The following is a 24,490-nucleotide window of genomic DNA, read 5'->3' on the forward strand; positions in this document are numbered from 1 at the left end:
TGCATCTGGCTGCCGCAGTCCTAACATGACGCTCCGTCAGATCCGGAGGAGCCCCCCATGGATGCCCGCTTCACCGCCGAACAGGAAGAGATCCGCCGCACCTTGCGGGAGTTGCTGCTCAAGCGCTGTGGTCCGGAGGACCTGCGGGCGGCCGTGCTGACGCCCGCCGGGTACGACCCCGCGTTCTGGGAGGCGCTCGCGCGACAGCTCGGGCTGCCCGGGCTCGCCCTCCCCGAGGCGTACGGCGGTGTCGGCTGCTCGGTGACCGAACTCGCCCTCGCCTGCGAGGAGTCGGGGCGCGCGCTGGCCCCCTCTCCGCTCCTGGCCACGGCTGTACTCGGGGCCCCGCTGGTGCTGGCCCTGGGCGCCGAGGCCCAGCGCGCCGAGCTGCTGCCCCGCCTCGCCTCCGGCGAGCTGACCGCCGCCCTCGCGGTGCCGGGCGCCGTGCTCGCGACGGCGCTCGGGCTGGTGGGCGACAACGGCGGCGACTGGGCAGGCGGCGGCCGTGCGGGTGGCGTACAGGCGCGCCAGGTCGATGGTGTGTGGCGCCTCTATGGGCAGGCGGCACAGGTGCTCGACGGACATAGTGCGGGGCTCCTTGTGGTGGCTGCGCACACAGGAGGGTTCGCACGGTCGCGGACACTGCTGTATCTCGTACGGGACGGGAGTGCGGGGCTCGTACGGGTGCGGCAGACCTCCCTGGACGAGACGCGGCCCCAGGCGCGGATCGAACTTCGTGATGTGGAGGCCGAGTTGCTCGGTGACGAGAACGCCGATGTGGCCGGCGCGCTCGCCGGCGTAGGGGACATGGCTGCCGCCGTGCTCGCCGCCGAGGCCGTGGGCGCCGCCGACCGGGCACTGGAGAGGACGGTCGAGTACGTGCGGCAACGGGAGCAGTTCGGGCGGGCGATCGGGTCGTTCCAGGCGGTGAAGCACCGGTTGGCGGATGTGTATGTGGAGGTGCAGGCGGCACGGTCGGCGGCGTACTACGCGGCTTGGGCTGCCGGTACGGATGCCGCCACCGGCACCGGTGGTGAGCGGGTCGGCGGGCTCGCGCTCGCGCAGGCCCTGGAGGCGCTGCGCCGTGCGGCGGCCGAGGGGATCCAGCTGCACGGCGGCATCGGGTTCACCTGGGAACACGACGCCCACCTGTACTTCAAGCGCGCGGCGGGCGATGAGTCGCTCTTCGGGCCGGTGCATCGGCTACGGGGGTACGCCGCCGAAGTGGCACGCCTGTTCGACCGTAAGGGTGATGGCAGTCGCGCGGAGGTGACCGTCTGATGGCCGCACGCAGGGTTCCAGGGGTTCGGCTGGTGCAGAAGGTCTCCTCGACCCCGATGTTCGCGCGGATCGCGCCGCATCTCATCCCCGCCCTTGACCGTGTGGTGCACCGGCTGACGCGCGGCAAGGTGCTGCTCAGCGCGCAGATGCTGCCGGGGATCATCCTCACCGTGCGTGGCGCCAGGAGCGGGGTGGAGCGGCGTACGCCGTTGGCGTGTATGCCCGAGGACTCCGGAGGCGCCGGAACCACCCAAAGCGCCGGTCCGGTGAGCTGGATCCTCATCGGCTCCAACTTCGGGCGGCCGGATCACCCTGCCTGGACCGCCAATCTCCGTGCGCATCCGGACGCCGAGATCAGCTGGAAGGGCGAGGACATCGCCGTAACCGCCCATCTCCTCGACGGGGACGAGCGGGCCGCGGCCTGGAAGGCGGCGGTGGCGTTCTGGCCGCCGTACGTCACGTATCAGGAGCGGGTCGACCGGGAGATCCGGCTGTTCCGGATCGTACGGCGCTGAACTGATCCCTGTCGGAACTGATCCCTGTCGGACCCACAGCGCAGCAGGCGGCAGTCCACCTCGGTGGACTGCCGCCTGCATGACAGGAGGTCCTGAAAGAAAGGGGAACGTACTACTTCGTCGGCTTCTTGCCCGTCACGCCGAGGTGTACCAACAGCGCAAGATTCGGCTTGAGTTCAGCCTGCTTGACGCCCCACGACTGGAAGCCCTTCTGGTGCGAGGCCACCGCCGCGAGCATGGCGACAAGGGAACCGGCCATCGCCGCCGGGTTCACGTCCTTGTCGACCTTGCCCTTGGACTGGAGTTCGGTGACCGTGTCCGTAAGGGAGTTGTTCACGGAGTTGAGGATCTTCATGCGGATCTTGTAGAACCGCTTGTCGCCCTCGGCGGCGCCCAGATCGACGACCCTGAGGATCGCGTCGTTGCGTCGCCAGAACTCCAGGAAGCCGTCGACGAGTTCCTGTGCGGTCTGCCAGCCGGCCTTGCCGACCCAGGAACGCCCGTCGAGCAGTTGGGTCAACTCGGCGCCCTCCGCGGCCATTTGCTCGGCGATCTCCAGGACGGCGCCTTCGACGTCCGGGAAGTACTGGTAGAAGGTCGCGGGTGAAGTGCCCGCCTTACGGGCGACATCAATGACTTTGACGTCACGGTAGGGCGAGGAGCTGAGCATCTCGCTGAGGCAGTCCAGCAGCTTCTGCCGGGTCGCCTGCCCACGCCGCCCGGCCACGCGGCCGTCGACGGTACGCACTTGTCCTGTCATGCCGTCAGCTTACCGAGGGGTGATCGGAGCGCGATTCGGCCGACTGCAAATGGGGTGCGGCTGCTCATCACAGGGGTGGGTGTGCCTGTTCACACAGGGTGCGGGTGGCTGTTCACGCGGGGGTGCGTGTGCCCGTGCACAAAGGGGTGCGCATGCTCTGCGGGATGCGTGCAGGCCCGTTAGCTTGGCCGCATGGCCGAATCCGCCGCTTTGCCCGAGGGTCCCGCCGCCTTCCCCGAAGGCGTCCCCTGCTGGGTCGATGCGCAGCTCCCCGACGTCGCGGCGGGCAAGCGCTTCTACGGCGAGCTGTTCGGGTGGACCTTCGAAGGCGGGCATCACCCGGACGAACCCGAGGCTCGGGCAGTGGGAGCCGTGCGGGCGCACCGTGACGGTGTGCCCGTCGCCGCCCTCGTACCCAAGCGGGACGGCCGGATGCCCACCGTATGGACCGTGTACTTCGCGACGCCGGACGCCACCGCGCTCGCCGCCCGGATCACGGCGGAGGGCGGCCAGGTGATCACCGCGCCGATGCCGGTGCGCGACTTCGGCACGAGGGCCCTCGCGGCCGATCCGGAGGGCGCCGTGTTCGGCCTCTGGCAGGCCGACACCCACCCCGGCTTCGGCAAGCGGCACGAGCCGGGCACCTTCTGCTGGGCCGAGCTGTACGCCCGGGACATGGCGGCCGTCGACCAGTTCTACGGCACCCTCTTCCTGGAGGCGCTCTTCGGCGCCGACGCCTCCCCCGACTTCGGCCGGGCCCCGGTGACCGACGTCTTCCCGGCCGAGATGCCGCCCCACTTCCTCGTCCACTTCGGCGTGGAGGACTGCGACGCCGTACTCGGGACGGTGAACCGGCTCGGCGGCCGCGTCCAGGTGACACCCTTCGACACGTCGTACGGGCGGGTGGCGGTGGTCACGGACAATCAGGGGGCGTCGTTCGCCGTACTTCAGCGGTCCTAGCCGTGGCGCGGCGGTTGTAATAGACGTGGTGCATCGGCTGTAAGCGGGTCCTGACCGGGTCCTGACCGGGTCCTGACCGGGCCATGAGCGGGCGGTGCCCGAAACGTGCGGTCATTTTGCCCCAAGACACCCCGATCCGCCCCCGGGTTCGCAACCATCGGCTCGGACAGGAAGAATCGGGGTGCGTGCCGCCATGGCGGTGCGGTGGTGAGACGCTGCACGGGGCCGCGTTCATACGTGGATGACGTGGCCCGTACGGGGAGGTGGCAGGCAAGTGGTGGATCAGCTGACGCAGCACGATCCGCGTCGGATCGGGCCGTTCGAGGTGCTGGGGCGGCTGGGTGCCGGCGGCATGGGGCTGGTCTATCTCGCGCGCTCGGCTTCCGGCCGGCGCGTGGCGATCAAGACGGTCAGGACGGAGCTCGCCGAGGACCAGCTGTTCCGGGTGCGCTTCTCGCGTGAGGTCGAGGCGGCCCGGGCCGTCTCCGGCTTCTACACGGCGGCCGTGGTCGACGCCGACGCGCGCGCGGCCGTGCCGTGGCTGGCCACCGCGTACGTGCCCGCGCCCTCACTGGAAGAAATAGTGAATGAGTGCGGGCCGATGCCGGCCCAGGCGGTGCGCTGGCTCGCGGCGGGCGTGGCGGAGGCGCTGCAGTCCATCCACGGCGCGGGGCTCGTCCACCGCGACCTGAAGCCCTCGAACGTCCTCGTCGTCGAGGACGGACCGCGAGTGATCGACTTCGGTATCGCGTCCGGCGTCTCGAACACCCGTCTGACCATGACGAACGTCGCCGTCGGTACGCCCGCGTACATGTCGCCCGAGCAGGCCAAGGACTCGCGCAGCGTGACCGGCGCGAGCGACGTCTTCTCGCTCGGTTCGATGCTCGTCTTCGCCGCCACCGGCCACGCCCCCTTCCACGGCGCGAACCCCGTCGAGACGGTCTTCATGCTGCTCAGGGAGGGCCCGGACCTCGAAGGTCTGCCCGCCGAACTGCGCCCCCTCATCGAGTCCTGTATGCAGATGGAGGCAACCGGCCGCCCCAACCCCGCCGACCTCCAGGCCCAGCTGGCACCGCACCTCTTCGGCTCCGGATCCGACGACAGCGGTACGGCGTCGGCGTGGCTGCCCGAGCGCGCGGTGAGCCTGATCGAGGCGCGCCGCGGAGGCAGGCCGCCCGCGAAGCCGTCGCCGTCCGGCGGCCGCAGCGGGGGGCGCGGAGCCGTCCCGCCCCCGCCCTCGCACGCCCCCGTGCCCGTCGGGGCGCCCGACACGGGCCCCGTGCGCCTCGCGGGCGCCCAGGTGCCCATCGGCCCAGGTCCACGCGTCGCCGACGCCCGCGCCGCCGCCGTCAAGGCACCCCCTCCGGAGGCGGGCCTCGCCGCGTCCTGGTCCCGGCCGCGCACCGGCGTGAACGGCGCGGACCCCGCGCCCGTCGCCGCGCCCCCCGCGCCGGACTCCCCGGCCGGCTGGCGGCCGTGGCGCTTCCGTATGTCGAACGACGTATGGGGTACGCCCGCGGTCGCCGACGACCTCGTCTACGTCACCTCCTTCGAGGTGCACGCCCTCGACGTCGCGACCGGCCGGCGCCGTTTCAAGACGCGTGACGTGGCCTGGTCCATGTCGGTGGCGGACGGCCGGATCCACGCCTCCGACGGCCCCACCCTCTTCGCCCTGAACGCCCGCGAGGGCGGTGACCTGTGGCGTCTGTCGACCGACGCCTGGGTGTACTCCCTCAAGGCCGACCGGGGCACCGTCGTCACCGGCACGCGCGGCGGCGGCGTACAGGCCTGGGAGGCCGCCAACGGCCACAAGCTGTGGGAGATCTCCGGCGCCCAGACCGACTTCGAGTCCCCGGAGGCCGGGCCCGCCGTCCACGACGGCACCGTGTACGTCTGGCAGGACGCCCGGCTGCGTGCCCTGGAGGCCCGTACCGGCGAGGAGCGCTGGTCCTATCCGATCGGTGACGCGGCTTCCTGCGGGGGTGTGCCGGTGCGGATCGCGTCGGCGCCCGACGGATACGTGTACGTCTCCGCGGGCACCCGGGTCCTCGCCATCGACGTGGCGAACGGGCACGTCCGCTGGCACTTCGAGGCCCCCGCGGTCTTCCTCTGCCCGCCCGCCTTCGCGCCCGGCCCCGCCGTCACCGGCGGTGGCGTCTACCTCGCCGACTACCTCGGCACCGTGTACGCCCTCGACGCCACCGACGGTCGCGACCGCTGGCGCATCGCGACCGAGTCCCGTGCCTCCATCGAGCCGGTCCTCGTCGCCGCCGGTCACGTCCACGTCGGCAGCGGCAAGGGTCTCTACACCCTCGACGCCGTCACCGGCACCCCCAAGTGGCGCTTCCAGGCGGGCGGCGACCTCGTGGGCGCCCCGGCCGTCGCCGAGGGGCGCATCCACTTCGGCTCCACCGACCATCTGCTGTACACGCTGAAGGCGGACGACGGGCGTCTGCGGTGGAAGCTGGCCACCGGCGGTGAGATCACCGGGGCTCCGGTGGTCAAGGACGGCGTCGTGTACGCGTGCAGCAAGGACCGGTGCGTGTACGCGCTGGACGCGGAGAAGGGGACGGGCACGGCCCGGACGGTGTAGGGGTTTTTCGCCCCCTCCGCCCCTACCCGTCCCTTGCTCCTGGGGGCTGCCGCCCCCAGACCCCCGCTGTCGGCCTGGACGGCCTCGTCCTCAAACGCCGGACGGGCTGAGGGGGGTAGCCCCTCCGGCGTTTGAGGAGCGGGGGTTTGGGGGCGGAGCCCCCAAGGGACGGGAATGGGTAGGGGCGGAGGGGGCGAAAAAACCACCCCCAGCCCCGACCCGTCAGCGGGTCCTGAAGGCCGAGCGGCGGGCGGTGAACAGGTCCGCCTGGTGTTCGCTCGGGAGGTTGCCGAGGGAGACGAGGTACGGGGCGTGGGCGAGGGCCTGGGCACGGGCCACCTCCGTTGCGGACCACAGGGCGCGGACGGTGCCCTGGACGGCCTCGGTCGGATACGAGGCGATGACCGCGGCACACTCCACGGCCGCCGCCAACGCCCCACCGGACACGGCGAGTTCCGACACCAGCCCCACCTCGTACGCCCGCCGCGCGGAAACCCGCTCGGCGGTCCCCATCAACGCCATCCGCGCCACCTCCCCGAACGGCATCCGCTGCGCCATGTAGATGGACTCGTACGCGCTGACCATGCCGTACGTGGTGTGCGGATCGAAGAAGGTGGCCGTCTCGTCCGCGACGACGAACTCGGACTCCCCCAGCAGATAGAAGGCACCCCCGCAGGCCATCCCGTTCACGGCGGCGATGACCGGCTTCCACAGGTCGTTCGCCTTCGGCCCGATGGCGACGAGCGGATCGTCCACCATGTAGGGGGAGTTGGGTTGCGGAACGTCGGCCCCCCGGTCGATCCCCGTGGAGAAGGCCCGCTCGCCGGCCCCGGTGATGACCAGCGCTCGTACCGAGTCGTCGAACCGGAACTCCCGCCACGCCGAGGCGAGTTCCGCCGCCATGCCGAGATCGATCGCGTTGAGCTTCTCCGGCCGGTCGAGGGTGAGGACGGCGACCCCGGAGTCCTTGTCGATGCTGACGCGCAGACCGCCGCCGCCGCCGCTCATGACCGCTCCAGGACCCAGCGGGGCACGGACACCCCGGCGAGGTCGGTGACCTCGGTGAACACGGCCTGCACCCGCGCGCCGATCCGAATCCGTTCCACCGCGACGGAGTTGAGCGGCGCGCCGGGCCCGCTCACCAGATTTCCCACGAGCCGTATCCGGGGCGCCTCCGCGAGCTCCACCACGATCGCGTTGTACGGGGCCTGCGCGGCGTAGGCGGGAAGAAGCGGCGGATGCGGGACGACGTAGGACCAGACCCGCCCCCTCCCGCTCATCTTCCGCCACTCGCTCGCGAAGGAGTGGCAGTGCGGACAGCAGGGGCGGGGCGGGAAGCGGAGTTCGCCGCAGTCGGCGCAGGCCTGGATCCGGAGTTCGCCCTGGGCGGCGTACTGCCAGAAGGGGGCGCCGTCGTCGTCGGGGACGGGGGAGAGGAGGGTGGTCTCGTCGTCGCTCATGGTCGGTCAACTCCTCAGGAGGAGAGCGGAAGTCGGTACGCCTTCACCGGCCGTGACCAGACAGGTGGCGGCCCCCGGCACCTGGGCGGTACTCGTGCCCCGCAGCTGCTTCACGCCCTCGTTGATGAGGTTGAAGCCGTGCACGTACGCCTCGGAGAGACCGCCACCCCCCGTGTTCATGGGCAGCCGCCCCCCGATCTCCAGCGCCCCGCCCTCCGTGAACCCCGCGCCCTCGCCCTTCCCGCAGAAGCCGTACCCCTCCAGGGAGAGCGGGATGAGGGGCGTGAAAGCGTCGTAGATCTGCGCGACATCCACATCCTCCGGCGTGAAGTCGGCGTGTTTCCACAGGTGTCGGGCGGCGGTCCAGGCAGGTCCTGTGAGGGGGTCGTCGTTCCAGTAGTTGACCATGCCGTGGTGCTGGGCGGGCAGGCCCTGGGCGGCGGAGTGGACGTACACGGGCTTGCGCCGGCAGTCCCTGGCCCGCTCGGCGGAGACGATGACGCACGCCAAAGCACCGTCCGTTTCGAGGCAGTTGTCGAAGAGGCAGAGGGGTTCGCTGATCCAGCGGGAGGTCATGTACATCTCGCGGGTGAGGGGCCGCTCGTACATGATCGCGGCCGGGTTCTGGTTGGCGCGGTTGCGGCAGGCGAGGGCGACGTTGAAGAGGTGGTCGCGGGTCGCGCCGTACTCGTGCATGTAGCGGCGCGCGAGCATGCCGATCTCGTCGGCCGGTCTGAGGAGCCCGAAGGGGCGGGTCCACTGGGCGGGGGTGGGGAGTTGGACGGTGGTGTTCTTCCACGGGCGGGGGCCGGAGCCCCGTTTCCGTGACCGCCAGGCGACGCCGACCGTGGCCTGCCCGGTGGCGACCGCGGCGGCGAGATGCGCGACGGTGGCGCACGAACCCCCGCCGCCGTACCCGACCTTGCTGAAGAAGCTGAGATCGCCGAGTCCGACGGCCTTCGCCACCTCCACCTCGTCCGTCTCCTCCATCGTGTAGGAGGCGAGCCCGTCGACCTCCGCGGGCGCGATCCCGGCGTCGTCGAGGGCGGCGAGGATCGCACGACAGGCCAAGGTCTTCTCGGACTCGGGGAGTTGCTTGGCGAAGTCGGTCTGGCCGATCCCGACGATGGCGGTGGCGTCCTTGATCCCCGGCATGCTCCTGGGGATGGCCCTTTTCGTTGCTCTTGTCGCGGTCCTTGCCATGTGCGCGCACCTCCGCACGGAGTCCCGACTGCTGACAGGGCGTCAGGCTACAGCTAATCTGACGGTCAGTCAGCTAGTGCGTTTCGGGTGCAGGGAGGCGTGAGATGCGCGGAGACCTGGAGTGGGGCAGCATCCCGGGACTGGTCCGGTCGGCGGCCGAACGGTACGCCGATGTCGAGGCGGTCGTCGACGGCCGTACGCGCATCTCGTACGAGGAGCTGGGCGCCCGCGTCGAACGCGCGGCGGCGGCCTGTCTCGCGAGCGGGGTGCGGCAGGGCGACCGGGTCGCGATCTGGGCCCCGAACACCCTCGACTGGATCGTCTCCGCCCTGGGCGCGGTGTCGGCGGGGGCGGTCCTGGTCCCGCTGAACACGCGCTTCAAGGGGACGGAAGCGGCGTACATACTGGCCCGCAGCAGGGCCCGGCTGCTGTTCGTGACGGGCACCTTCCTGGGCACGTCGTACGTGGCGTCGCTGCGGCGGGCCGCGGGGGAGGGGGAGGGCACGGGCCCGCTCCCCGGCCTCCCGCACCTGGAACAGGTGGTCGTGCTCTCGGACGACGCCCCCGCCGACTTCCGTACCTGGAAGGACTTCCTCGCGGGCGGGGAGGGAGTGGCGGCGGAGGAAGTACGGGAGCGGGAGGCGGCCCTCTCCGGAAGCTCCCCCTCCGACATCGTCTTCACGTCCGGGACGACGGGCCGTCCGAAGGGTGCGGTGATCACCCACGCGCAGACGCTTCGCGCGTACGCCGTGTGGAGCGAACTGTCGGGCCTCCGCGAGGGCGACCGCTACCTGATCGTGAACCCCTTCTTCCACACCTTCGGCTACAAGGCCGGGATCGTGGCCTGCCTGATGCGCGGCGCGACGATGGTCCCGCAGCCGGTGTTCAACGTGGACACGGTCCTCGCGAACGTGGCCTCGGAACGGATATCGGTCCTCCCCGGCCCGCCCACCCTCCACCAGTCCCTGCTGGACCACCCCTCCCGGGACGCGCACGACCTCTCGGCGCTGCGGCTGGTGGTGACGGGCGCGGCGGTGGTCCCTCTGCGGCTCGTCGAGCGCCTGAAGTCGGAGCTGAAGATCGAAACGGTCCTGACGGCGTACGGGCTCTCGGAGGCGAGCGGCATCGTCACGATGTGCCGCCGGGGGGACGCCCCCACCGTCATCGCCTCCACGTCGGGGCGGGCGATCCCGGACACGGAGGTACGGGTGGTCGGACCCTCGGGCGACCCGGTCGATGTCGGCTCCCCCGGGGAGATCCTGGTCCGCGGATTCAACGTCATGCAGGGCTACTTCGAGGACACGGAAGCGACGGCAGCCGTCCTCGGAACGGACGGCTGGCTCCGGACGGGCGACGTAGGCGTGCTGGACGCGGCCGGAAACCTCCGCATCACCGACCGCATCAAGGACATGTTCATCGTCGGCGGCTTCAACGCCTACCCCGCCGAGATCGAGCAACTCCTCGGCCTGCACCCGGACGTGGCCGACATCGCCGTGATCGGCGTACCGGACGGCCGCCTCGGCGAGGTCGGCAAGGCGTACGTGGTCCGCCGACCGGGCTCCGTGGCCACCGGCGACGACCTGATCGCCTGGTCACGACGCGAGATGGCGAACTACAAGGTGCCGCGGGTGGTGGAGTTCGTGGGGGAGCTGCCTCGGAATGCGAGTGGGAAGGTGGTTAAGGGGGAGTTGCGGGGGCGGTGAGCGGTTATGCGGGCCAGGCCGTGACCTGGAGGATGTAGACACACTCGTGCCGGGCAATGGCCAGGTAGAGGAACATCCCGCCGGGCACGTAAGCGGTCTGTACTCCTTCGCCGGCGCCCTGGTACGCGGTGCCGTCCAGGTAGAGGGCTTCAGCCGCTCGCGTGATTTCAGCGGCGCGCTTCTCCACTTCAGCGACAAAGGCAGGCGGTGCAGGGGTATCGCCACCGATGACGTGGGTTTCGTCCGGGTCGTACTCCCAGCGCCAACTACTCACGGGTGAGCGACTCCCGGGTGGAGGAGTGGAGCGTGCGGATCTCGTCCATGGCGCCGCGCCACGCGGGGTCATCCTGGTCGACGGTCTGTGCCGTGTATTCCGCGACCCGGAGCCGGGCAGCCGTGGAGGGGATCCTTGCGATTTCGACCGCGACGGCCCACGTTTCCAGGAACTGCATGATCGGCCCGAGGCTGCCTGTGCCGGCCGCCAGGGCGATGGCCTCGTCCTTCTGGCGCTCCATCTCGGCCAGCCGGTGTGGAGCGACCTGGGCCAGGGCCACACGTAGGGCGCCGGGTGTTCGTTCGGGCCGGGGGATGACGGGTCCGCCGGGTTCGATGTGCTGTGCGGTCATCCTCATCCTTCCCTGAGACTGCCTTTGGCCACGGTACGGCAGGTGAAGGTGGTGACGCAGGGTGTTTGACTCGTTGCACATGCCGGTGCGGTGAGGGGCGGGTCCGTCTTCCCTCCGCCTCGACCCAGGGCTCGCCCCGCAGGGTATGGGCTGCCGGGGGCGAGGTTGGAGGAGGTCGCGGGGTCGGTGCGGCTGGACGTGGCGATGGGGCCGAGCTTGTTCGGCTCGGCCCCATCGGTGAGATTCGGTGTCAGGGGGCGTGCGAGTCCAGCGGGGCCACGACGGTTTCCTGCGGGCTCACGGGCGCGTGCTGGTCGGCCAGTGCCGGGCTCGCGGCGGCGGCGGTGGCGCCGAGCACCAGGGCAATGGTTGCGACGATCTTCTTGGTACGGGTCATTCCAGCTCCTGTGGGAGAGGGGACTTCCGGACGTCGAGTGACGCCGGCGGCAGAGGGGGCGATTGTTCGAGAGGGGCAAACGATTCACGCCATGAACTGGCGTGGACCGTGCCCCGGACATGACTCGGCCGCGGTGGCTCCCCCTCCGCGCCACCGCGGCCGATCCCCGTCGGGATGAAGGTCCTTAGCGGTCCAGGTCCAGGGCGGGCGGCGCGGGCGCGTGGTTGTCCATCGTGACGATGACGTCGTCGGTCGGCGGCGCGGGCGCGTGGTTGTCCATAGTGACTATCGCGTCGTCGGCAGGTGGGGTGGGCGCGTGGTTGTCCAGCGTGACGATGGTGTCGTCAGCCGGCGGCACGGGCGCGTGGTTGTCCTGGGTGGTGGCATCAGCGTTCTTCTGCTTGTCGCTCATGGCTGCGAACTCCCCGCGTTCGAGTTAAGTCTGTTGGGGCCCCTGACCGGCAACTCCCCCGAGGGCTGCCGGACAGGAGCCGAATGGACTCTCACCCTAGGTGTTGAGTCCTGGTGACCCGCCTGTCCCCCGACGCAACGGATCAGTGCGCTGAGCATGCCAGCGGGGCATAAACAATCGATGAACGCCCTTGAGGCGGGCGTCTCAGGCGGCAGAAGCGGGAGCGAGCAGCGTTCGGACTTCCGCCGCCTCCGCCGCACCGGACGCTTCGTACAGGGAGAGCGCCTCGAGCCAGCAGGCCCGTGCGCGGTCCACCTGAGCCAGGGCGTCAAGCGAACGCCCCAGGGTCGTCAGGACATTGGCCCGCATGCGGTCTCCGCCGATGCAGCCGATCGCGAGAGCCTGCTCGGCATGCTGCGCGGCCTTCGCCAGGTGACGCCCCGTGAAATGGGCCTGCGCGATACGGAAGTGGGTGGTCCCCTCCCAGAGACGCTGGCGGTTCGTCTGGAACATCTGAAGCGCCTCGCTCAGTTCACTCAGCGCTTCCGTCGGGCGCCCCGCCTGTGTGAGGGCCAGTCCCAGGGCATACCGGGCGTTGGCCAGCCGCAAGGTCAGCCCCAGGCGGTCATAGATGTCGATGCCTTGCTGGGCGAGCGAAATGGCGTGTGCAGTACGGCCCATGGCGAGATGCACCCGGGAGAGGTTGCACAAGCCGCTCGCTTCGAGGGGATGGTTTCCGTCCGCCCGCGAACCCTCGATCACCGAGAGGAGGTGCTCCTCGGCGTCTGCGTTTCGGCCCTGGATGAACGCGATGATCCCTCGGTCGTTGCTCGTCCAGTAGAGCGCGGAGGCGTCATCGACCGCGCTCGCAAGCAGCCCCGCCTTGCGCGCCTCTTCGTCCGCCTCGTCATAACGCCCGGCCACGAGATGGACGTTGGTCAACGTCGTGCGAGCGCGCCCCTCCGCCCGGGAGTCACCGAAGGTCTGAGCGGCGTCCCTGGCTGCGAGAGCCGCGGACTCGTACTGCTTCGAGTTGGCCCCCGACTCCCCCAAGTCCTTCGCAGCCCACAGCAGGTCCACGCCCCGGCGAAGCCGACTGCCTCCGACCGCCTGCCGCGCGCAGGCCAGGAGGCAGTTGGCCTCGGAGTACAGCCAGTCGAGTGCCTCTTGGCGGTCGCTGAACCGCAGGCCCGCGTACTGTGTCGGCTCAAGGTGATCCACCAGGCGGTCTCCCGGCCGCTCGATCGCGAAGACCTCCACCGCCGTGGCCAGGTAGAAGTCCAGCAACCGGGACATAGCCGCCTCTCGCTCACTGGGCGGCTGCTCATCCCTCTCCGCACAGGCGCGCGCGTAGAGCCGTACGAGATCGTGGTACCGGTACCGACCAGGTGCCGCGGACTCCAGCAACGACGTATCGACCAAGGGCTCCAGCAGATCCTCGGTCTCCTCCACCGGAAGATCCAGCACCGCGGCCGCCGCCGCCAGCGACATGTCCGGCCCGTCCGCCAGCCCCAGCAGCCGGAAGGCGCGGGCCTGTGCCGGCTCCAACTGCCCGTAGCCCAGCTCGAACGTCGCCTTGACCGCGAGGTCGCCCGCCTGCAACTCGTCCAGTCGGCGCCGTTCGTCGCCGAGCTTCGCCGCGAGTACGGACACGGTCCACGTACGCCGGGCGGCCAGCCGGGACGCCGCGATGCGGATCGCGAGGGGCAGGAATCCGCAGGCCGCCACCACGTCCAGCGCGGCCTCGCGCTCCGACTCCACCCGTTCCCGGCCCACGATCTTCGTGAAGAGCTGGAGGGCCTCCTCGGGGGACATCACGTCCAGGTCCACCAGATGCGCGCCCGCGAGGTCCACCATCCGCACCCGGGAGGTGACCAGCGCGGCGCAGCCCTCCGTCCCGGGGAGCAGTGGACGCACCTGGGCGGCGTCCCGGGCGTTGTCGAGCAGGACCAGTACCCGCCGCCCGTCCAGTACCGACCGGTAGAGCGCCGAGCGCTCCTCCAGGGAGTCGGGGATGGCCGAGTCGGCGGTTCCCAGCGCCCGCAGGAACGCCCCGAGTACCGTCTCCGGCTCGGCGGCGCGCGACCCCGCGCCCTGGAGGTCCACGTACAACTGACCGTCCGGGAAGGCGCCCCGCGACTGATGGGCCACGTGCACGGCGAGCGTCGTCTTGCCTACGCCCCCGATCCCCGCCAGCGCCGATACGGCCATGACCCGGCCCTCCTCGGAGGAGGCGGCTGCCAGGACGTCGCTCAGTTCGTTCACGAAGGAGACGCGGCCGGTGAAGTCGGTCACGGTGGCGGGGAGTTGGGCGGGGCGGACCGGGGCCGTCGCGGGCTCCGCGGCCGGGGCGGAGGGTTCGGCCAGGCCCGGGTCCGCCTGGAGGATGCGCTGCTGGAGTTCCTTCAGGCCCGCCCGGGGGTCCACTCCCAGTTCGTCGGCCAGCAGGCGCCGCGTGTCCGCGTACACGGCCAGGGCCTCCGCCTGCCGCCCGCTCCGGTACAGCGCGAGCATCAGCAGCTCGCGCAGGCGCTCCCGGAGCGGATGCGCGGCGGTGAGTGCGGTCAGCTCCGACACGGCCTCCGCGTGGCAGCCCTGCTCCAGGTCCATGTCGAGGCGGGATTCGAGGAGTTGGAGCCGCAGCTCCTCCAGCCGCGCACGCTGGGTCTCCGCGAACGGACCCGGCACGCTCGCCAGCGGCTCCCCGTCCCACAGACTCAGCGCGCGCCGCAGCACCTCACGGGCATGGCAGAGATCCCCGGCGCTGCGGGCCTTCTCGGCGTCGGCCGCGAGTTCCTGGGCCTGCGCGAGGTCGAGCGTCCCGCCGGTGCCGGACAGCCGGATCGCGTAGCCGCCCGCCTCGCCGACCAGGATCTCGGGGCCCAGCGTCTTCTTGAGCCGTGAGGCGTACGTACGTACCGTGGCCAGGGCCTGGGCCGGGGGCTCGTCGCCCCACAGCGCGTCGATCAGCTCCGAGGCGGTGGCCGTACGGCCCTCGCGGAGCAACAGGGCCGCCAGCATGGCGCGTTGCTGCGGGGACCCCGCCGGAAGGAGATCCTCCCCGCGCCAGGCGCGCACCGGACCGAGCACGCTGAAGCGCAGAGTCGCCGATTCCTCGCGACGCCACTGCTCCGGTACTCGCGGCACACCGTCCATCGCTGCCCCCTGCCGAACTGCTAACACTAGGAAGCCAGTTTGCCTTGTTCATGGCGGATGCGTCAGCTTCGGGAGACGTCGATCACAGGCCGCCGTGCCAAGCTCCGCAGGCTCACACAATGCCCACACGTGGCCCCCGCAATCCAGCAGTCTGCCACCAGGTAGCTGACGGACCGTCAGATCGGCGCTACCGTAAAAGACATGGAGACCCTCCCGACCTTCCCGAAGATCATCTCGGTGGACGACCACACGGTGGAGCCCCCCAACGTCTGGCGGGACCGGCTCCCGTCCAAGTACCAGGACCGAGGCCCGCGCATCCTCCGCGCCCCGCTGAGGGAGATGACGTTCCTCGGCGGCAAGTTCGCGCCCGTCATGGGCGACCCGGGCGACGACGGACCGATAGGGGACTGGTGGGTGTACGAAGACCTGCACCGGCCCCTCACCCGTCTCGACACCGCCGTCGGGTACGACAGGGACGAGATCAAGCTCGAGGTCATCACGTACGAGCAGATGCGGCCCGGTTCGTTCGACGTGCCGCTGCGCCTCGCCGACATGGACGTCAACCATGTCCAGTCCGCCCTCTGCTTCCCGACCTTCCCCCGCTTCTGCGGGCAGACCTTCACCGAGGCCAAGGACCGTGAGCTGGCCCTGCTGTGTGTGCAGGCCTACAACGACTGGATGGTGGAGGAGTGGTGCGGGCCGCTGGCCGGGGGACGGCTGATACCGCTGACCCTCATCCCCCTCTGGGATCCCCGGCTCGCCGCGGCGGAGGTACGCCGCAACGCCGCCCGTGGCGTACGCGCGGTGGCCTTCTCCGAGATCCCGCCCCACCTCGGACTGCCCTCCATCCACACCGACGAGTGGGACCCCTTCCTCGCCGCCTGCGACGAGACCGGCACGGTCATCGCCATGCACATCGGGTCCAGCAGCAAGATGCCGTCGACGTCCGCCGACGCCCCGCCCGCCGTCGGCTCCACCATCACCTTCGCCAACTGCTGCTTCTCGATGGTCGACTGGCTGATGAGCGGGAAGTTCGAGCGCTTCCCGAGTCTGAAGGTCATGTACGCGGAGGGCCAGATCGGGTGGATCCCCTACATCCTCGAACGCGCCGACGTCGTGTGGGAGGAGAACCGCGGGTGGGGCGGCGTCGCCGACAAGGTCCACCGGCCGCCGTCCGAACTCTTCACCGAGCACGTGTACGGCTGCTTCTTCGACGACGCCTTCGGGCTCAGGAACCTCGACGACATCGGGGTGGGCAACGTCCTGTACGAGACCGACTACCCGCACTCCGACTCGACCTGGCCGAAGTCCAGGGAGGTCGGCGAGGCCCAGATGGGGCACCTTGACGCGGACGTGGTCGACCGGATCGTACGGGGGAACGCGATCGAGCTCCTTGGGCTCACGGGCGACGGGCTGTGGCCGGGGGCCAAGTAGCCATCAGGGGGCGTACGGGTGCGAGGCCGCACCCCGACCAGGGGTGCGGCCTCGCGCGTAGAAGCCCCGTAGAAGTCTCGTAGAAGCAAGGACCTCAGCCGAAGAACACCGACGAGACATCGTCGTTGAACCCGATCGCCGCCAGGTCCGCCACGTCGCCCTCGATCACCTTCGACTTGCCGGTGCAGTCGGCGCCCGTCCAGATCTTCAGGGAGCCGGCCGCCTGGATGGAGGAGGCCACGTCGTCGCGGAAGACGTTCTTGCAGCCCTGGCCGGCGAGGCCCTGGGAGCCGTTGTCCGCGAAACCGGGGTCGTCGAAGAGGACGGCGCTGGTGGCGGCCTGCCCCTCGGCCTCGCCCTGCTCCTGCCCCTGGTCCGCGTCAGCCTCATCAGGGGCTTCGGTCACGCCGGCCTTCTGTCCGTCCGGCGTCACGCCGAACCAAGTCCCGCCCACGCCGTGCCCGTTGGTGTCCCCGGGCTTGAGGTCCTTGCTGAAGCGGTAGACGGGCCAGCCGCCGATCGTGACCTGGAGGGTGCCGTCGGTGCGCTTGACCACGCCGACGGCGGACTTGTCGACGCCGTCGATGAAGATCTTGCCGCCGGGCGCGACGAGGACGGGCGGCCAGGTGGTGGCGCAGTCGCCGTCGCAGTTGGACTTGGAGGGATCGGCGGTGTCCTTGTCGAAGCGGTAGAGGGTGAAGCCGGCGCCGTTGACGACCACCGGGTCGAGGTCGCCCGCGCGGGCGGCGCTGAGCTGCACCCACTTGCGTGCCACCGGCTTGGCGGCGGGCTTGCCGGGGGCGTTGGCCCAGTCGCCGGTCTTGGGCTGGGCGCTGTTCTGCTCGGCGGTGCCGTTCAGGAAGTTCAGGCTCTGTGCGACGGAGTCGGCCGCGCCCTGGCTCGTGGAGCCGGCGGTGCCGGTGCCGTTGCAGGCGGTCAGGAGCATGACACCGGCGGCGGCGGAAGCGGCGATCATCGCGAAGCGGTTGCGACTGCTGTTGCGGAACATCGGGCTCTCCTCGGGTCGTCGGCCCCGGCCTCCCCGGAACCTCGCCGGGCAGTACGGGCCGCTTTCCGGGCCGCCCTCACCCGGTTACGCGCCTGGGACGAGGCCGCGACGGCTCCCGGCAATTGCGGACGACTTCCGGCAATTGCGCGCGGGACGCGGACAGTCGGGGGGCTTCGGGCGCGGCCGTCCGTCGGCGCGCTCCGCTGGAAGTCCGGTTCGTCGTCTGCGGGTGCGTTGTGGCTGGTCGCGCAGTTCCCCGCGCCCCTGGCGGTGCTGCTGCCGGACCGCGCCGGACCGCGTCGGCCCCGCTCGGCCTGCCTCCTGTCGCTGACTCATCCACCACCCACCGCCCGTCGACTTCGACCACCCCACCCCTTGTCTGACGAACCGTCAGCTACGACGATGGCCTGGTCGTGATATGACGACCCGTCAGCCAAGGGGTGCCGATGCACGTACTGCCGGAAGGGCGACTTGCCTACGGGATGCAGCTCCCGATCCAGTCGCAGAGCACCATCTATGCCGAGCCGTGGGAGGCGGGCGCGGGCCCCGGTGACCTCGTCGAGATCGCCCGTGCCGCCGACCGCTCCGGGTTCGCGTATCTCGCGAGTTGCGACCACGTCGCCATCCCGCGCCGGCTTGCGAGCGCCATGAGTACCGTCTGGTACGACCCCGTCGCCACCCTCGCCCTCCTGGCGGGCGTGACCGAGCGCGTACGGCTGCTCAGCCATGTCGCGATCGTCGGGCTGCGGCATCCGCTGATCACCGCCAAGCAGTACGCGACCCTCGACCACCTGAGCGGGGGGCGGCTGATCCTCGGGGTCGGGGCCGGGCACGTACAGGAGGAGTTCGAGGTGCTCGGGGTGGACTTCGAGCGGCGGGGGGCGGTCCTCGACGAGTCCATCGATGCCCTCAGGGCCGCGCTCGGGCCGGATGAATTCCCCGTGCACCACGGCAAGTTGTACGACTTCGAGGGGCTCGGGCAGCTGCCCAGGCCCGCGCAGGAGCGGGTGCCCGTCTGGGTCGGCGGGTCCTCGCCCGCCGCCGTGCGCCGGGCCGCGCAGCGCGGTGACGGGTGGCTGCCGCAGGGGGATCCGCGTGACCGGCTGCCCGAGCAGATCGACCGGCTGAAGAGCCTGCGCGCGCAGGCGGGCGTCGAGGAGCCCCTCACCATCGGTGCCATCACCGAGCCGCTGTACGTCGGTGAGCCCGGCTGGGACGTCGGGCGGCGCACCCTGCACGGGGCGCCCGAGGCGCTCGCCGAGTCGCTGCGGGCGTACCGCGCGATGGGTGTGCACCAGATACAGGTGCGGTTCCGCAGCCGCAGCCGCACCGAACTCACCGATCAGATGGCTGCGTTCGGCACCGAGGTGGGGCCGCTGCTGGGGGAGGCGTAGGCCAAACGGTGGGAGTCGTGGCCCAACCGGTGGGGGTCGTGGGCCAACCTGCCAGACAGCCCGGCTTTTCCTTCTTGAATCTTTGAACATGCCCACGTCGAGTTGCCTCAAGGATGCGGCGCGGAGCGCCGCATGGGCGTTGTGGTGGTCCGGCCACGGAGCGGCCGAGTGTCACGTCTGACGGAGACCGCCGATTAAGGGCCCGTCTGGTCGCTCGATCGGGTGAACGATCTCGAACGTGTGGTGGTGTCTCGCGTGGGTGCGTACGTTCGGTGATCGTGAAGATGGTGGTGCAGGTCAGGCTCTTGCCGACGCCCATGCAGGCGGCGGCACTCGAGGCGACCCTGCACGCCTGCAACGAGGCCGCCACCCGGGTGAGTGAGGTCGCCTTCGAGCGCGGACAGTTCAAGAACTTCGCCCTGCGCAAGCACACCTACGACACCGTCAAGTCACGCTGGGGCTTGGGCGCGCAGGCCGCCCAGCACGCGATCAAGAAGACGTGTGACGCGTACACCACGCTGAGGGCGAACCTGAAGGCAGGGAACCTGGGAAAGCCCGGCTCCCGCCGCTACCGCCAGGCCACCGAGAAGCCGATCACCTTCCGTCCCCAGGGTGCGCAGCCCTACGACGACCGAATGTTGTCCTGGCAGATCCCGGACCGGACGGTATCGATCTGGACCACCGGCGGGCGGATCAAACACGTGGCGTTCACTGCCTCGGTGGAGCAACTAGCCACGCTGGCCCTGTATCGCAGGGGCGAGTCCGACCTGCTGGAGCGGGACGGCATGTGGTTCCTCATCGCCACCTGCGAGATCCCCGAAGCCGTGCCGAATACGGATCCGGTGGACTTCCTCGGCATCGACCTGGGCATCGTGAACATCGCCACCACCTCCGACGGCGAAATCATGGCCGGACGCGAACTCAACCGCATCCGGGTCCGGGAGCGGGGCCTGCGGGCCAAGCTGCAGAAGAAGAACACCCCATCCGCCAAGCGCCGGTTGAAGAAGCGGCGGCACAAGGAGGCGCGGCGGGCGAAGGACATCAACCACAAGATCGCGATACATGTGGTGGCCGAGGCAGAACGCACCGGTCGCGGAATCGCCCTGGAAGACCTGACGGGCATCCGCGAGCGGGTACGGCTTCGCAAGCCCCAACGGGCCACCCACTCCAGCTGGTCGTTTGCCCAGCTGGGGCAGTTCATCGCGTACAAGGCCCGCAAGGCCGGAGTGCCGGTGGTGTACGTCGATCCTGCGTTCACCTCCCGAACCTGCGCCGAATGCGGCCACATCGACAAAGCAAACCGGGTCAGTCAGGCCTGGTTCGCGTGCCGGAACTGCGGATTCGTTGATCACGCGGACCGGAACAGCTCCCGCAACATCCGCGCCCGCGCGTGGGAGTTGTGGCGACGCGGGGCCCAGTCAACGGCCCCCGCCCCACCCCGGACATCCGGGCGTGAGGCCGGACGCAAACGACGCACCACCGCCAGTGATGCCCGTTGTGCAAGCCCGGGACCTTTGGCCCCGGGTAGTTGACTCTCCTCTTGGCCATGCCTTGCTCCGTCCTTGATGGCTTCTTTTCCTTGCGATCAGGATTGTTCGGCCGCGAAGGTACCGACGACCGAGTCAAATATCCCCACTTGTCCGTCACTTGATGTCACCTGGGTCGCTGCGCATGTGCTCGCGCAATCACCCAACCCTCATCTGACGCTTAGTCAGATATGGCGGTACGATGCTGAGCCCATCGATGCCAAAGGGGGCCCGCATGGGCACGCTCGACGGACGTGTCGTCCTGATCACCGGAGCGGCGCGCGGTCAGGGGGAGCAGGAGGCCCGGCTGTTCGCGGCCGAGGGTGCCAGGGTCGTCCTGGCCGATGTTCTCGACGATCAGGGCGAGGATCTCGCCAAGGAGCTCGGTGCGCTGTACGTCCATCTCGACGTGGGTCGCGAGGCCGACTGGGTGGCTGCGGTCGCCGCCGCGAAGGAGGCGTACGGGAAGGTCGACGGGCTGGTCAACAACGCGGGCATCCTGCGGTTCAACACCCTCGTGGACACCCCGCTCGACGAGTTCATGCAGGTCGTGCAGGTCAACCAGGTCGGCTGCTTCCTCGGGATCAAGGCCGTGGCCGGGGAGTTGGCCGAGGCCGGCGGCGGCACGATCGTCAACACCGCCTCGTACACGGCGGTGACGGGCATGGCGGCGGTGGGCGCGTATGCGGCGAGCAAGCACGCGATCCTGGGGCTCACCCGGGTCGCCGCGCTGGAGTTGGCGCCCAAGGGGATACGGGTCAACGCCATGTGTCCGGGGGCGATCGACACGGCCATGAGCAACCCGGCGCAGCTCGATCCGGGGGCCGACACCGAGGAGATGGCGCGGGCCATCGACGGTCTCTATCGCAAGCTCGTGCCGCTCGGGCGGATCGGCAGGCCGGAGGAGGTGGCGCGGCTCGCGCTCTTCCTCACCGGTGAGGACTCCTCGTACATCACCGGGCAGCCGTTCGTGATCGACGGCGGCTGGCTCGCGGGCGTCAGCGTCTTCTGACTCCCGTTGCCGACGGCCCCGTTACTGACGACCCGGTTTCCGATGGCCCGTTTCTGACTGAACGTCAACTATTGACGCTCAAGGGGCTCGGTGGAACAGTCGACTGAGTGGATCTGACGGTACGTCAGATCTCTTCGGAAGAGACTCTTGGGGATGGTGAACCTCCTTGGAATTCGGGCTCTTTGTACAGGGATACGTGGGTAAGCGGGCCGAGACCGACCCGCTCGCGGAGCACAAGGCGCTGATGGAGGAGACCGAGTACGTCATCCAGGCGGACAAGTCCGGCTTCAAGTACGCATGGGCGTCCGAGCACCACTTCCTGGAGGAGTACTCGCACCTCTCGGCCAACGACGTCTTCCTCGGCTACCTCGCGCACGCCACCGAGCGCATCCACCTCGGGTCCGGGATCTTCAACCCGCTCGCCCAGGTCAACCACCCGGTGAAGGTCGCCGAGAAGGTCGCGATGCTCGACCATCTCACCGAGAACCGCTTCGAGTTCGGCAGCGGGCGCGGCGCGGGAAGCCACGAGATCCTCGGCTTCCTCCCGGGCATCACGGACATGAACTACACGAAGGAGATCTGGGAAGAGACCATCGCCGAGTTCCCGAAGATGTGGCTCCAGGACGAGTACGTCGGGTTCCAGGGCAAGCACTGGCAGCTCCCGCCGCGCAAGGTCCTCCCCAAGCCGTACGGGAAGTCGCACCCCGCGATGTGGTACGCCGCCGGGTCGCCGCCCTCGTACGCCATGGCCGCCCGCAAGGGGCTCGGGGTGCTCGGCTTCAGCGTGCAGAAGGTCTCCGACATGGAGTGGGTCCTGGAGCAGTACAAGACGGCGGTCGTCGATGCGCAGCCGATCGGGGACTTCGTCAACGACAACGTGATGGTGACGACGACCGCGATCTGCGCGCCGACGCACGAGGAGGCGATACGGATCGCGGTCAGTGGCGGGCTGCACTACCTCCCCTCCCTCGTCTTCCGCTACCACGACACCTTCCCGCGGCCCGAGGGCTTCCCGGTGTGGCCCGAGACGCTCCCCGAGTACAACGAGGAGTTCGTCGAACTCCTCATCGAGGAGGAGCTGTTGATCTGCGGTGACCCGGCCGAGGTGCTCACCCAGTGCAAGCGGTGGGAGCAGGCGGGCGCCGACCAGCTCTCCTTCGGTCTGCCGGTCGGGGTCTCGCGGGAGTACACGCTGCAGACGATCAAGCTGATCGGCGAGCACGTGATTCCGAAGATCGACACGGATCCGGTGCACCGGACGACCAGGTTCCGTCAAACCGTCTAGGGGGTTCCTCCGCGATGCTCGACCATCTGATCAAGGGCGCGACCGTCGTGGACGGCACGGGCGCCCCCGCGTACACCGCCGATGTGGGGATACGCGACGGCCGTATCGCCGTCATCGGCGAGGTGACGGAGGACGCCAGGACGAGCGAGGACGCGCACGGGCTCGTCCTCGCCCCCGGTTTCGTCGACCCGCACACGCACTACGACGCCCAGCTCTTCTGGGACCCGTACGCCACCCCGTCCCTGAACCACGGGGTGACGACCGTCGCGGGCGGCAACTGTGGCTTCACGCTTGCCCCCTTGAACCCCGCCCGGCCCGAGGACGCCGACTACACGCGGCGCATGATGTCCAAGGTCGAGGGCATGTCCCTGGTCGCGCTCGAAGAGGGGGCGCCCTGGAGCTGGCACAGCTTCGGGGAGTACCTGGACGCCCTTGAGGGGCGGATCGCCGTCAACGCGGGCTTCATGGTGGGGCATTGCGCGCTGCGGCGGTACGTGATGGGCGCGGAGGCGGTGGGCGGGCAGCCGACCGAGGTGCAACTCCAGGAGATGCTGCGGCTGTTCCATGACGCGATGGCCGCCGGAGCCTGGGGCCTTTCCACCACCCAGTCCTCCACGCACTCCGACGGCGACGGGAAGCCGGTCGCCTCGCGGCACGCGAAACCGGCGGAACTGCTGGCGCTGAGCAGTGCCGTCGGCGAGCACGAGGGCACCCAGATCGAGGCGATCGTCGCGGGCTGCCTCGACCAGTTCAGCGACGACGAGATCGATCTGTTCGTGGAGATGAGCGCGGCGGCCGGCCGTCCCCTGAATTGGAACGTGCTCACCATCGACGCCGCCGTCCCCGAGCGCGTCCCCCGGCAGCTGGAGGCGAGCGAACGCGCCCGCAAGTCCGGTGGCCGCATCGTCGCGCTCACCATGCCGATCCTCACCCCCATGAACATGTCGCTGGGCACCTTCTGCGCGCTGAACCTCATCCCCGGCTGGGGCGAGGTACTCGCGCTCCCCGTGCCCGAGCGGATCGCCCGCCTGCGCGATCCGGACGTGCGGGCCGAGATGCTGCGGAGGGCCACTTCGAAGGAGGCCGGGGTCTTCCGGCGGCTCGCCAACTTCGGGCGGTACGTCATCGGGGACACCTACAGCGCCGCGAACGAGGGCCTGACCGGGCGGGTCGTGAAGGACATCGCGGCCGAGCGCGGGCAGGAGCCGTTCGAGTGCCTCGTGGAGATCTGCGCGGCAGACGAGATGCGGACCGTGCTGTGGCCGATGCCGACCGACAACGATCCCGACTCGTGGTCCCTGCGGCAGGAGACCTGGCGGCACGAGGACGTCATGCTCGGCGGCTCCGACGCGGGGGCCCATCTGGACCGCATGTGCGGAGCCCCGTACACGACTCGTTTCATCGGTGACTGCCTGCGCGGGCGGAAGCTCGTGACGCTGGAGCAGGCCGTGAAGATGCTGACGGACGACCCGGCGCGGCTCTTCGGGCTGCGTGAGCGGGGGCGCCTGGAGGTGGGCTGGCATGCGGATCTCGTCCTCTTCGACCCGGAACGGATCGACGCCGGCAAGGCCACCCTGGTGCACGACCTGCCGGGTGACAGTCCGCGCCTCGACTCGAAGGCGATCGGCATAACCGCCGTGTGGGTCAACGGCGTTGAGGCGATCAGGAGTGATGTGGTGACGGGTTCGGTGCCGGGGAAGGTGCTCCGGTCCGGTCGGGACACGCGGACGGTGAGCACCAAGTGAGCGACGCCCCTGAGAGGTT

The 24,490-nt window shown here is 70.0% G+C and carries 21 protein-coding genes and 1 pseudogene; 12 read left to right on the top strand and 10 right to left on the bottom strand.

The genetic code is table 11. The features are described from left to right. Positions 1–57 precede the first annotated feature (57 nt). Both OG266_RS24990 and OG266_RS24995 read left to right on the top strand, forming a co-directional pair. Positions 58–1,281 (top strand): acyl-CoA dehydrogenase family protein, encoded by a 1,224-nt coding sequence (locus tag OG266_RS24990; protein ID WP_371548525.1) that lies wholly within the window; start codon positions 58–60, stop codon positions 1,279–1,281. After that, complete coding sequence (locus OG266_RS24995) at positions 1,281–1,796, top strand: nitroreductase/quinone reductase family protein (protein ID WP_371548526.1); 516 nt, start codon at positions 1,281–1,283, stop codon at positions 1,794–1,796. Before OG266_RS24990 ends, OG266_RS24995 begins: the two co-directional genes overlap by 1 nt. 112 nt (positions 1,797–1,908) lie before the next feature. Here the strand turns inward: OG266_RS24995 and OG266_RS25000 are convergent, their stop codons facing one another. Beyond that, complete coding sequence (locus OG266_RS25000) at positions 1,909–2,556, bottom strand: TetR family transcriptional regulator (protein ID WP_266459846.1); 648 nt, start codon at positions 2,554–2,556, stop codon at positions 1,909–1,911. Positions 2,557–2,748: 192 nt separating this feature from the next. Between OG266_RS25000 and OG266_RS25005 the strand changes: the two genes are divergently transcribed. The 3 genes and pseudogenes from OG266_RS25005 to OG266_RS25015 form a co-directional block, all read left to right on the top strand. Next, positions 2,749–3,516, top strand: coding sequence for a VOC family protein (locus OG266_RS25005; RefSeq protein WP_371548527.1), 768 nt, complete (start codon positions 2,749–2,751; stop codon positions 3,514–3,516). 274 nt (positions 3,517–3,790) lie between these two features. Continuing rightward, positions 3,791–6,109: a PQQ-binding-like beta-propeller repeat protein gene (locus OG266_RS25010; RefSeq protein WP_371548528.1), complete on the top strand. Its 2,319-nt coding sequence runs from the start codon at positions 3,791–3,793 to the stop codon at positions 6,107–6,109. Further along, positions 6,042–6,221: pseudogene (locus OG266_RS25015) on the top strand (hypothetical protein); the annotation flags it as partial. The gene OG266_RS25010 and the pseudogene OG266_RS25015, both read left to right, overlap by 68 nt. A 110-nt stretch (positions 6,222–6,331) precedes the next feature. On the opposite strand, the gene OG266_RS25020 reads toward OG266_RS25015, so the two are convergent. Genes OG266_RS25020 through OG266_RS25030 form a run of 3 tightly spaced genes read right to left on the bottom strand, consistent with a single transcriptional unit; the run spans position 6,332 to position 8,724 of the window. Next, on the bottom strand, positions 6,332–7,117 hold the full coding sequence (locus OG266_RS25020; RefSeq protein ID WP_371548529.1) for an enoyl-CoA hydratase/isomerase family protein: 786 nt from the start codon (positions 7,115–7,117) through the stop codon (positions 6,332–6,334). Continuing rightward, positions 7,114–7,569, bottom strand: a complete 456-nt coding sequence (locus OG266_RS25025; RefSeq protein WP_266459858.1) for a Zn-ribbon domain-containing OB-fold protein — start codon at positions 7,567–7,569, stop codon at positions 7,114–7,116. The genes OG266_RS25020 and OG266_RS25025 overlap by 4 nt, the downstream gene beginning before the upstream one ends. Before the next feature lie 6 nt (positions 7,570–7,575). Continuing rightward, on the bottom strand, positions 7,576–8,724 hold the full coding sequence (locus OG266_RS25030) for a lipid-transfer protein (protein WP_266459860.1): 1,149 nt from the start codon (positions 8,722–8,724) through the stop codon (positions 7,576–7,578). A gap of 152 nt (positions 8,725–8,876) precedes the next feature. Here OG266_RS25030 and OG266_RS25035 point away from each other — a divergent pair, with 152 nt between their 5' ends. After that, complete coding sequence (locus OG266_RS25035; protein ID WP_371548532.1) at positions 8,877–10,475, top strand: FadD3 family acyl-CoA ligase; 1,599 nt, start codon at positions 8,877–8,879, stop codon at positions 10,473–10,475. 4 nt (positions 10,476–10,479) lie between these two features. On the opposite strand, the gene OG266_RS25040 is transcribed toward OG266_RS25035, so the two are convergent. The 5 genes from OG266_RS25040 to OG266_RS25060 all read right to left on the bottom strand — a co-directional run bounded on the left by OG266_RS25040 (position 10,480) and on the right by OG266_RS25060 (position 15,066). Beyond that, complete coding sequence (locus OG266_RS25040; protein ID WP_371548533.1) at positions 10,480–10,749, bottom strand: hypothetical protein; 270 nt, start codon at positions 10,747–10,749, stop codon at positions 10,480–10,482. Continuing rightward, entirely contained in the window at positions 10,742–11,101 is a 360-nt protein-coding gene (locus OG266_RS25045; protein WP_326722421.1) for a hypothetical protein, read from the bottom strand. Before OG266_RS25045 ends, OG266_RS25040 begins: the two co-directional genes overlap by 8 nt. 250 nt (positions 11,102–11,351) lie before the next feature. Then, positions 11,352–11,498, bottom strand: coding sequence for a hypothetical protein (locus OG266_RS25050; protein WP_371548534.1), 147 nt, complete (start codon positions 11,496–11,498; stop codon positions 11,352–11,354). Between the two features lie 184 nt (positions 11,499–11,682). Next, positions 11,683–11,910, bottom strand: a complete 228-nt coding sequence (locus OG266_RS25055) for a hypothetical protein (protein WP_329547024.1) — start codon at positions 11,908–11,910, stop codon at positions 11,683–11,685. A gap of 204 nt (positions 11,911–12,114) precedes the next feature. Beyond that, a complete protein-coding gene (locus tag OG266_RS25060; protein ID WP_371548535.1) occupies positions 12,115–15,066 on the bottom strand; it encodes a BTAD domain-containing putative transcriptional regulator in 2,952 nt (983 codons plus the stop codon). Between the two features lie 201 nt (positions 15,067–15,267). Here OG266_RS25060 and OG266_RS25065 point away from each other — a divergent pair, with 201 nt between their 5' ends. Further along, entirely contained in the window at positions 15,268–16,500 is a 1,233-nt protein-coding gene (locus OG266_RS25065; protein WP_371548536.1) for an amidohydrolase family protein, read from the top strand. Between the two features lie 94 nt (positions 16,501–16,594). Here OG266_RS25065 and OG266_RS25070 read toward each other — a convergent pair whose 3' ends face one another. Then, complete coding sequence (locus OG266_RS25070) at positions 16,595–17,509, bottom strand: hypothetical protein (RefSeq protein WP_371548537.1); 915 nt, start codon at positions 17,507–17,509, stop codon at positions 16,595–16,597. Between the two features lie 446 nt (positions 17,510–17,955). Here OG266_RS25070 and OG266_RS25075 point away from each other — a divergent pair, with 446 nt between their 5' ends. From OG266_RS25075 to OG266_RS25095, 5 genes are all read left to right on the top strand, one after another. After that, on the top strand, positions 17,956–18,903 hold the full coding sequence (locus tag OG266_RS25075; protein WP_371548538.1) for an LLM class F420-dependent oxidoreductase: 948 nt from the start codon (positions 17,956–17,958) through the stop codon (positions 18,901–18,903). A 278-nt stretch (positions 18,904–19,181) separates the two neighbouring features. Continuing rightward, the gene (locus OG266_RS25080) at positions 19,182–20,435 is read left to right on the top strand and encodes an RNA-guided endonuclease InsQ/TnpB family protein (RefSeq protein ID WP_371548539.1); all 1,254 of its coding nucleotides are present in this window, start codon (positions 19,182–19,184) and stop codon (positions 20,433–20,435) included. A 229-nt stretch (positions 20,436–20,664) separates the two neighbouring features. Next, positions 20,665–21,441 carry an SDR family NAD(P)-dependent oxidoreductase gene (locus OG266_RS25085; RefSeq protein WP_371548541.1) on the top strand — a complete coding sequence of 259 codons (777 nt, stop codon included), beginning with the start codon at positions 20,665–20,667 and terminating at the stop codon, positions 21,439–21,441. Positions 21,442–21,607: 166 nt separating this feature from the next. Next, positions 21,608–22,726: an LLM class flavin-dependent oxidoreductase gene (locus OG266_RS25090; protein ID WP_323178291.1), complete on the top strand. Its 1,119-nt coding sequence runs from the start codon at positions 21,608–21,610 to the stop codon at positions 22,724–22,726. 14 nt (positions 22,727–22,740) lie between these two features. Next, on the top strand, positions 22,741–24,471 hold the full coding sequence (locus tag OG266_RS25095; protein ID WP_371548542.1) for an amidohydrolase family protein: 1,731 nt from the start codon (positions 22,741–22,743) through the stop codon (positions 24,469–24,471). The last annotated feature ends 19 nt before the right edge of the window (positions 24,472–24,490 follow it).

It is taken from the genome of Streptomyces sp. NBC_00554, from assembly GCF_041431135.1.
In the GTDB taxonomy this organism is placed as follows: Bacteria; Actinomycetota; Actinomycetes; order Streptomycetales; family Streptomycetaceae; genus Streptomyces.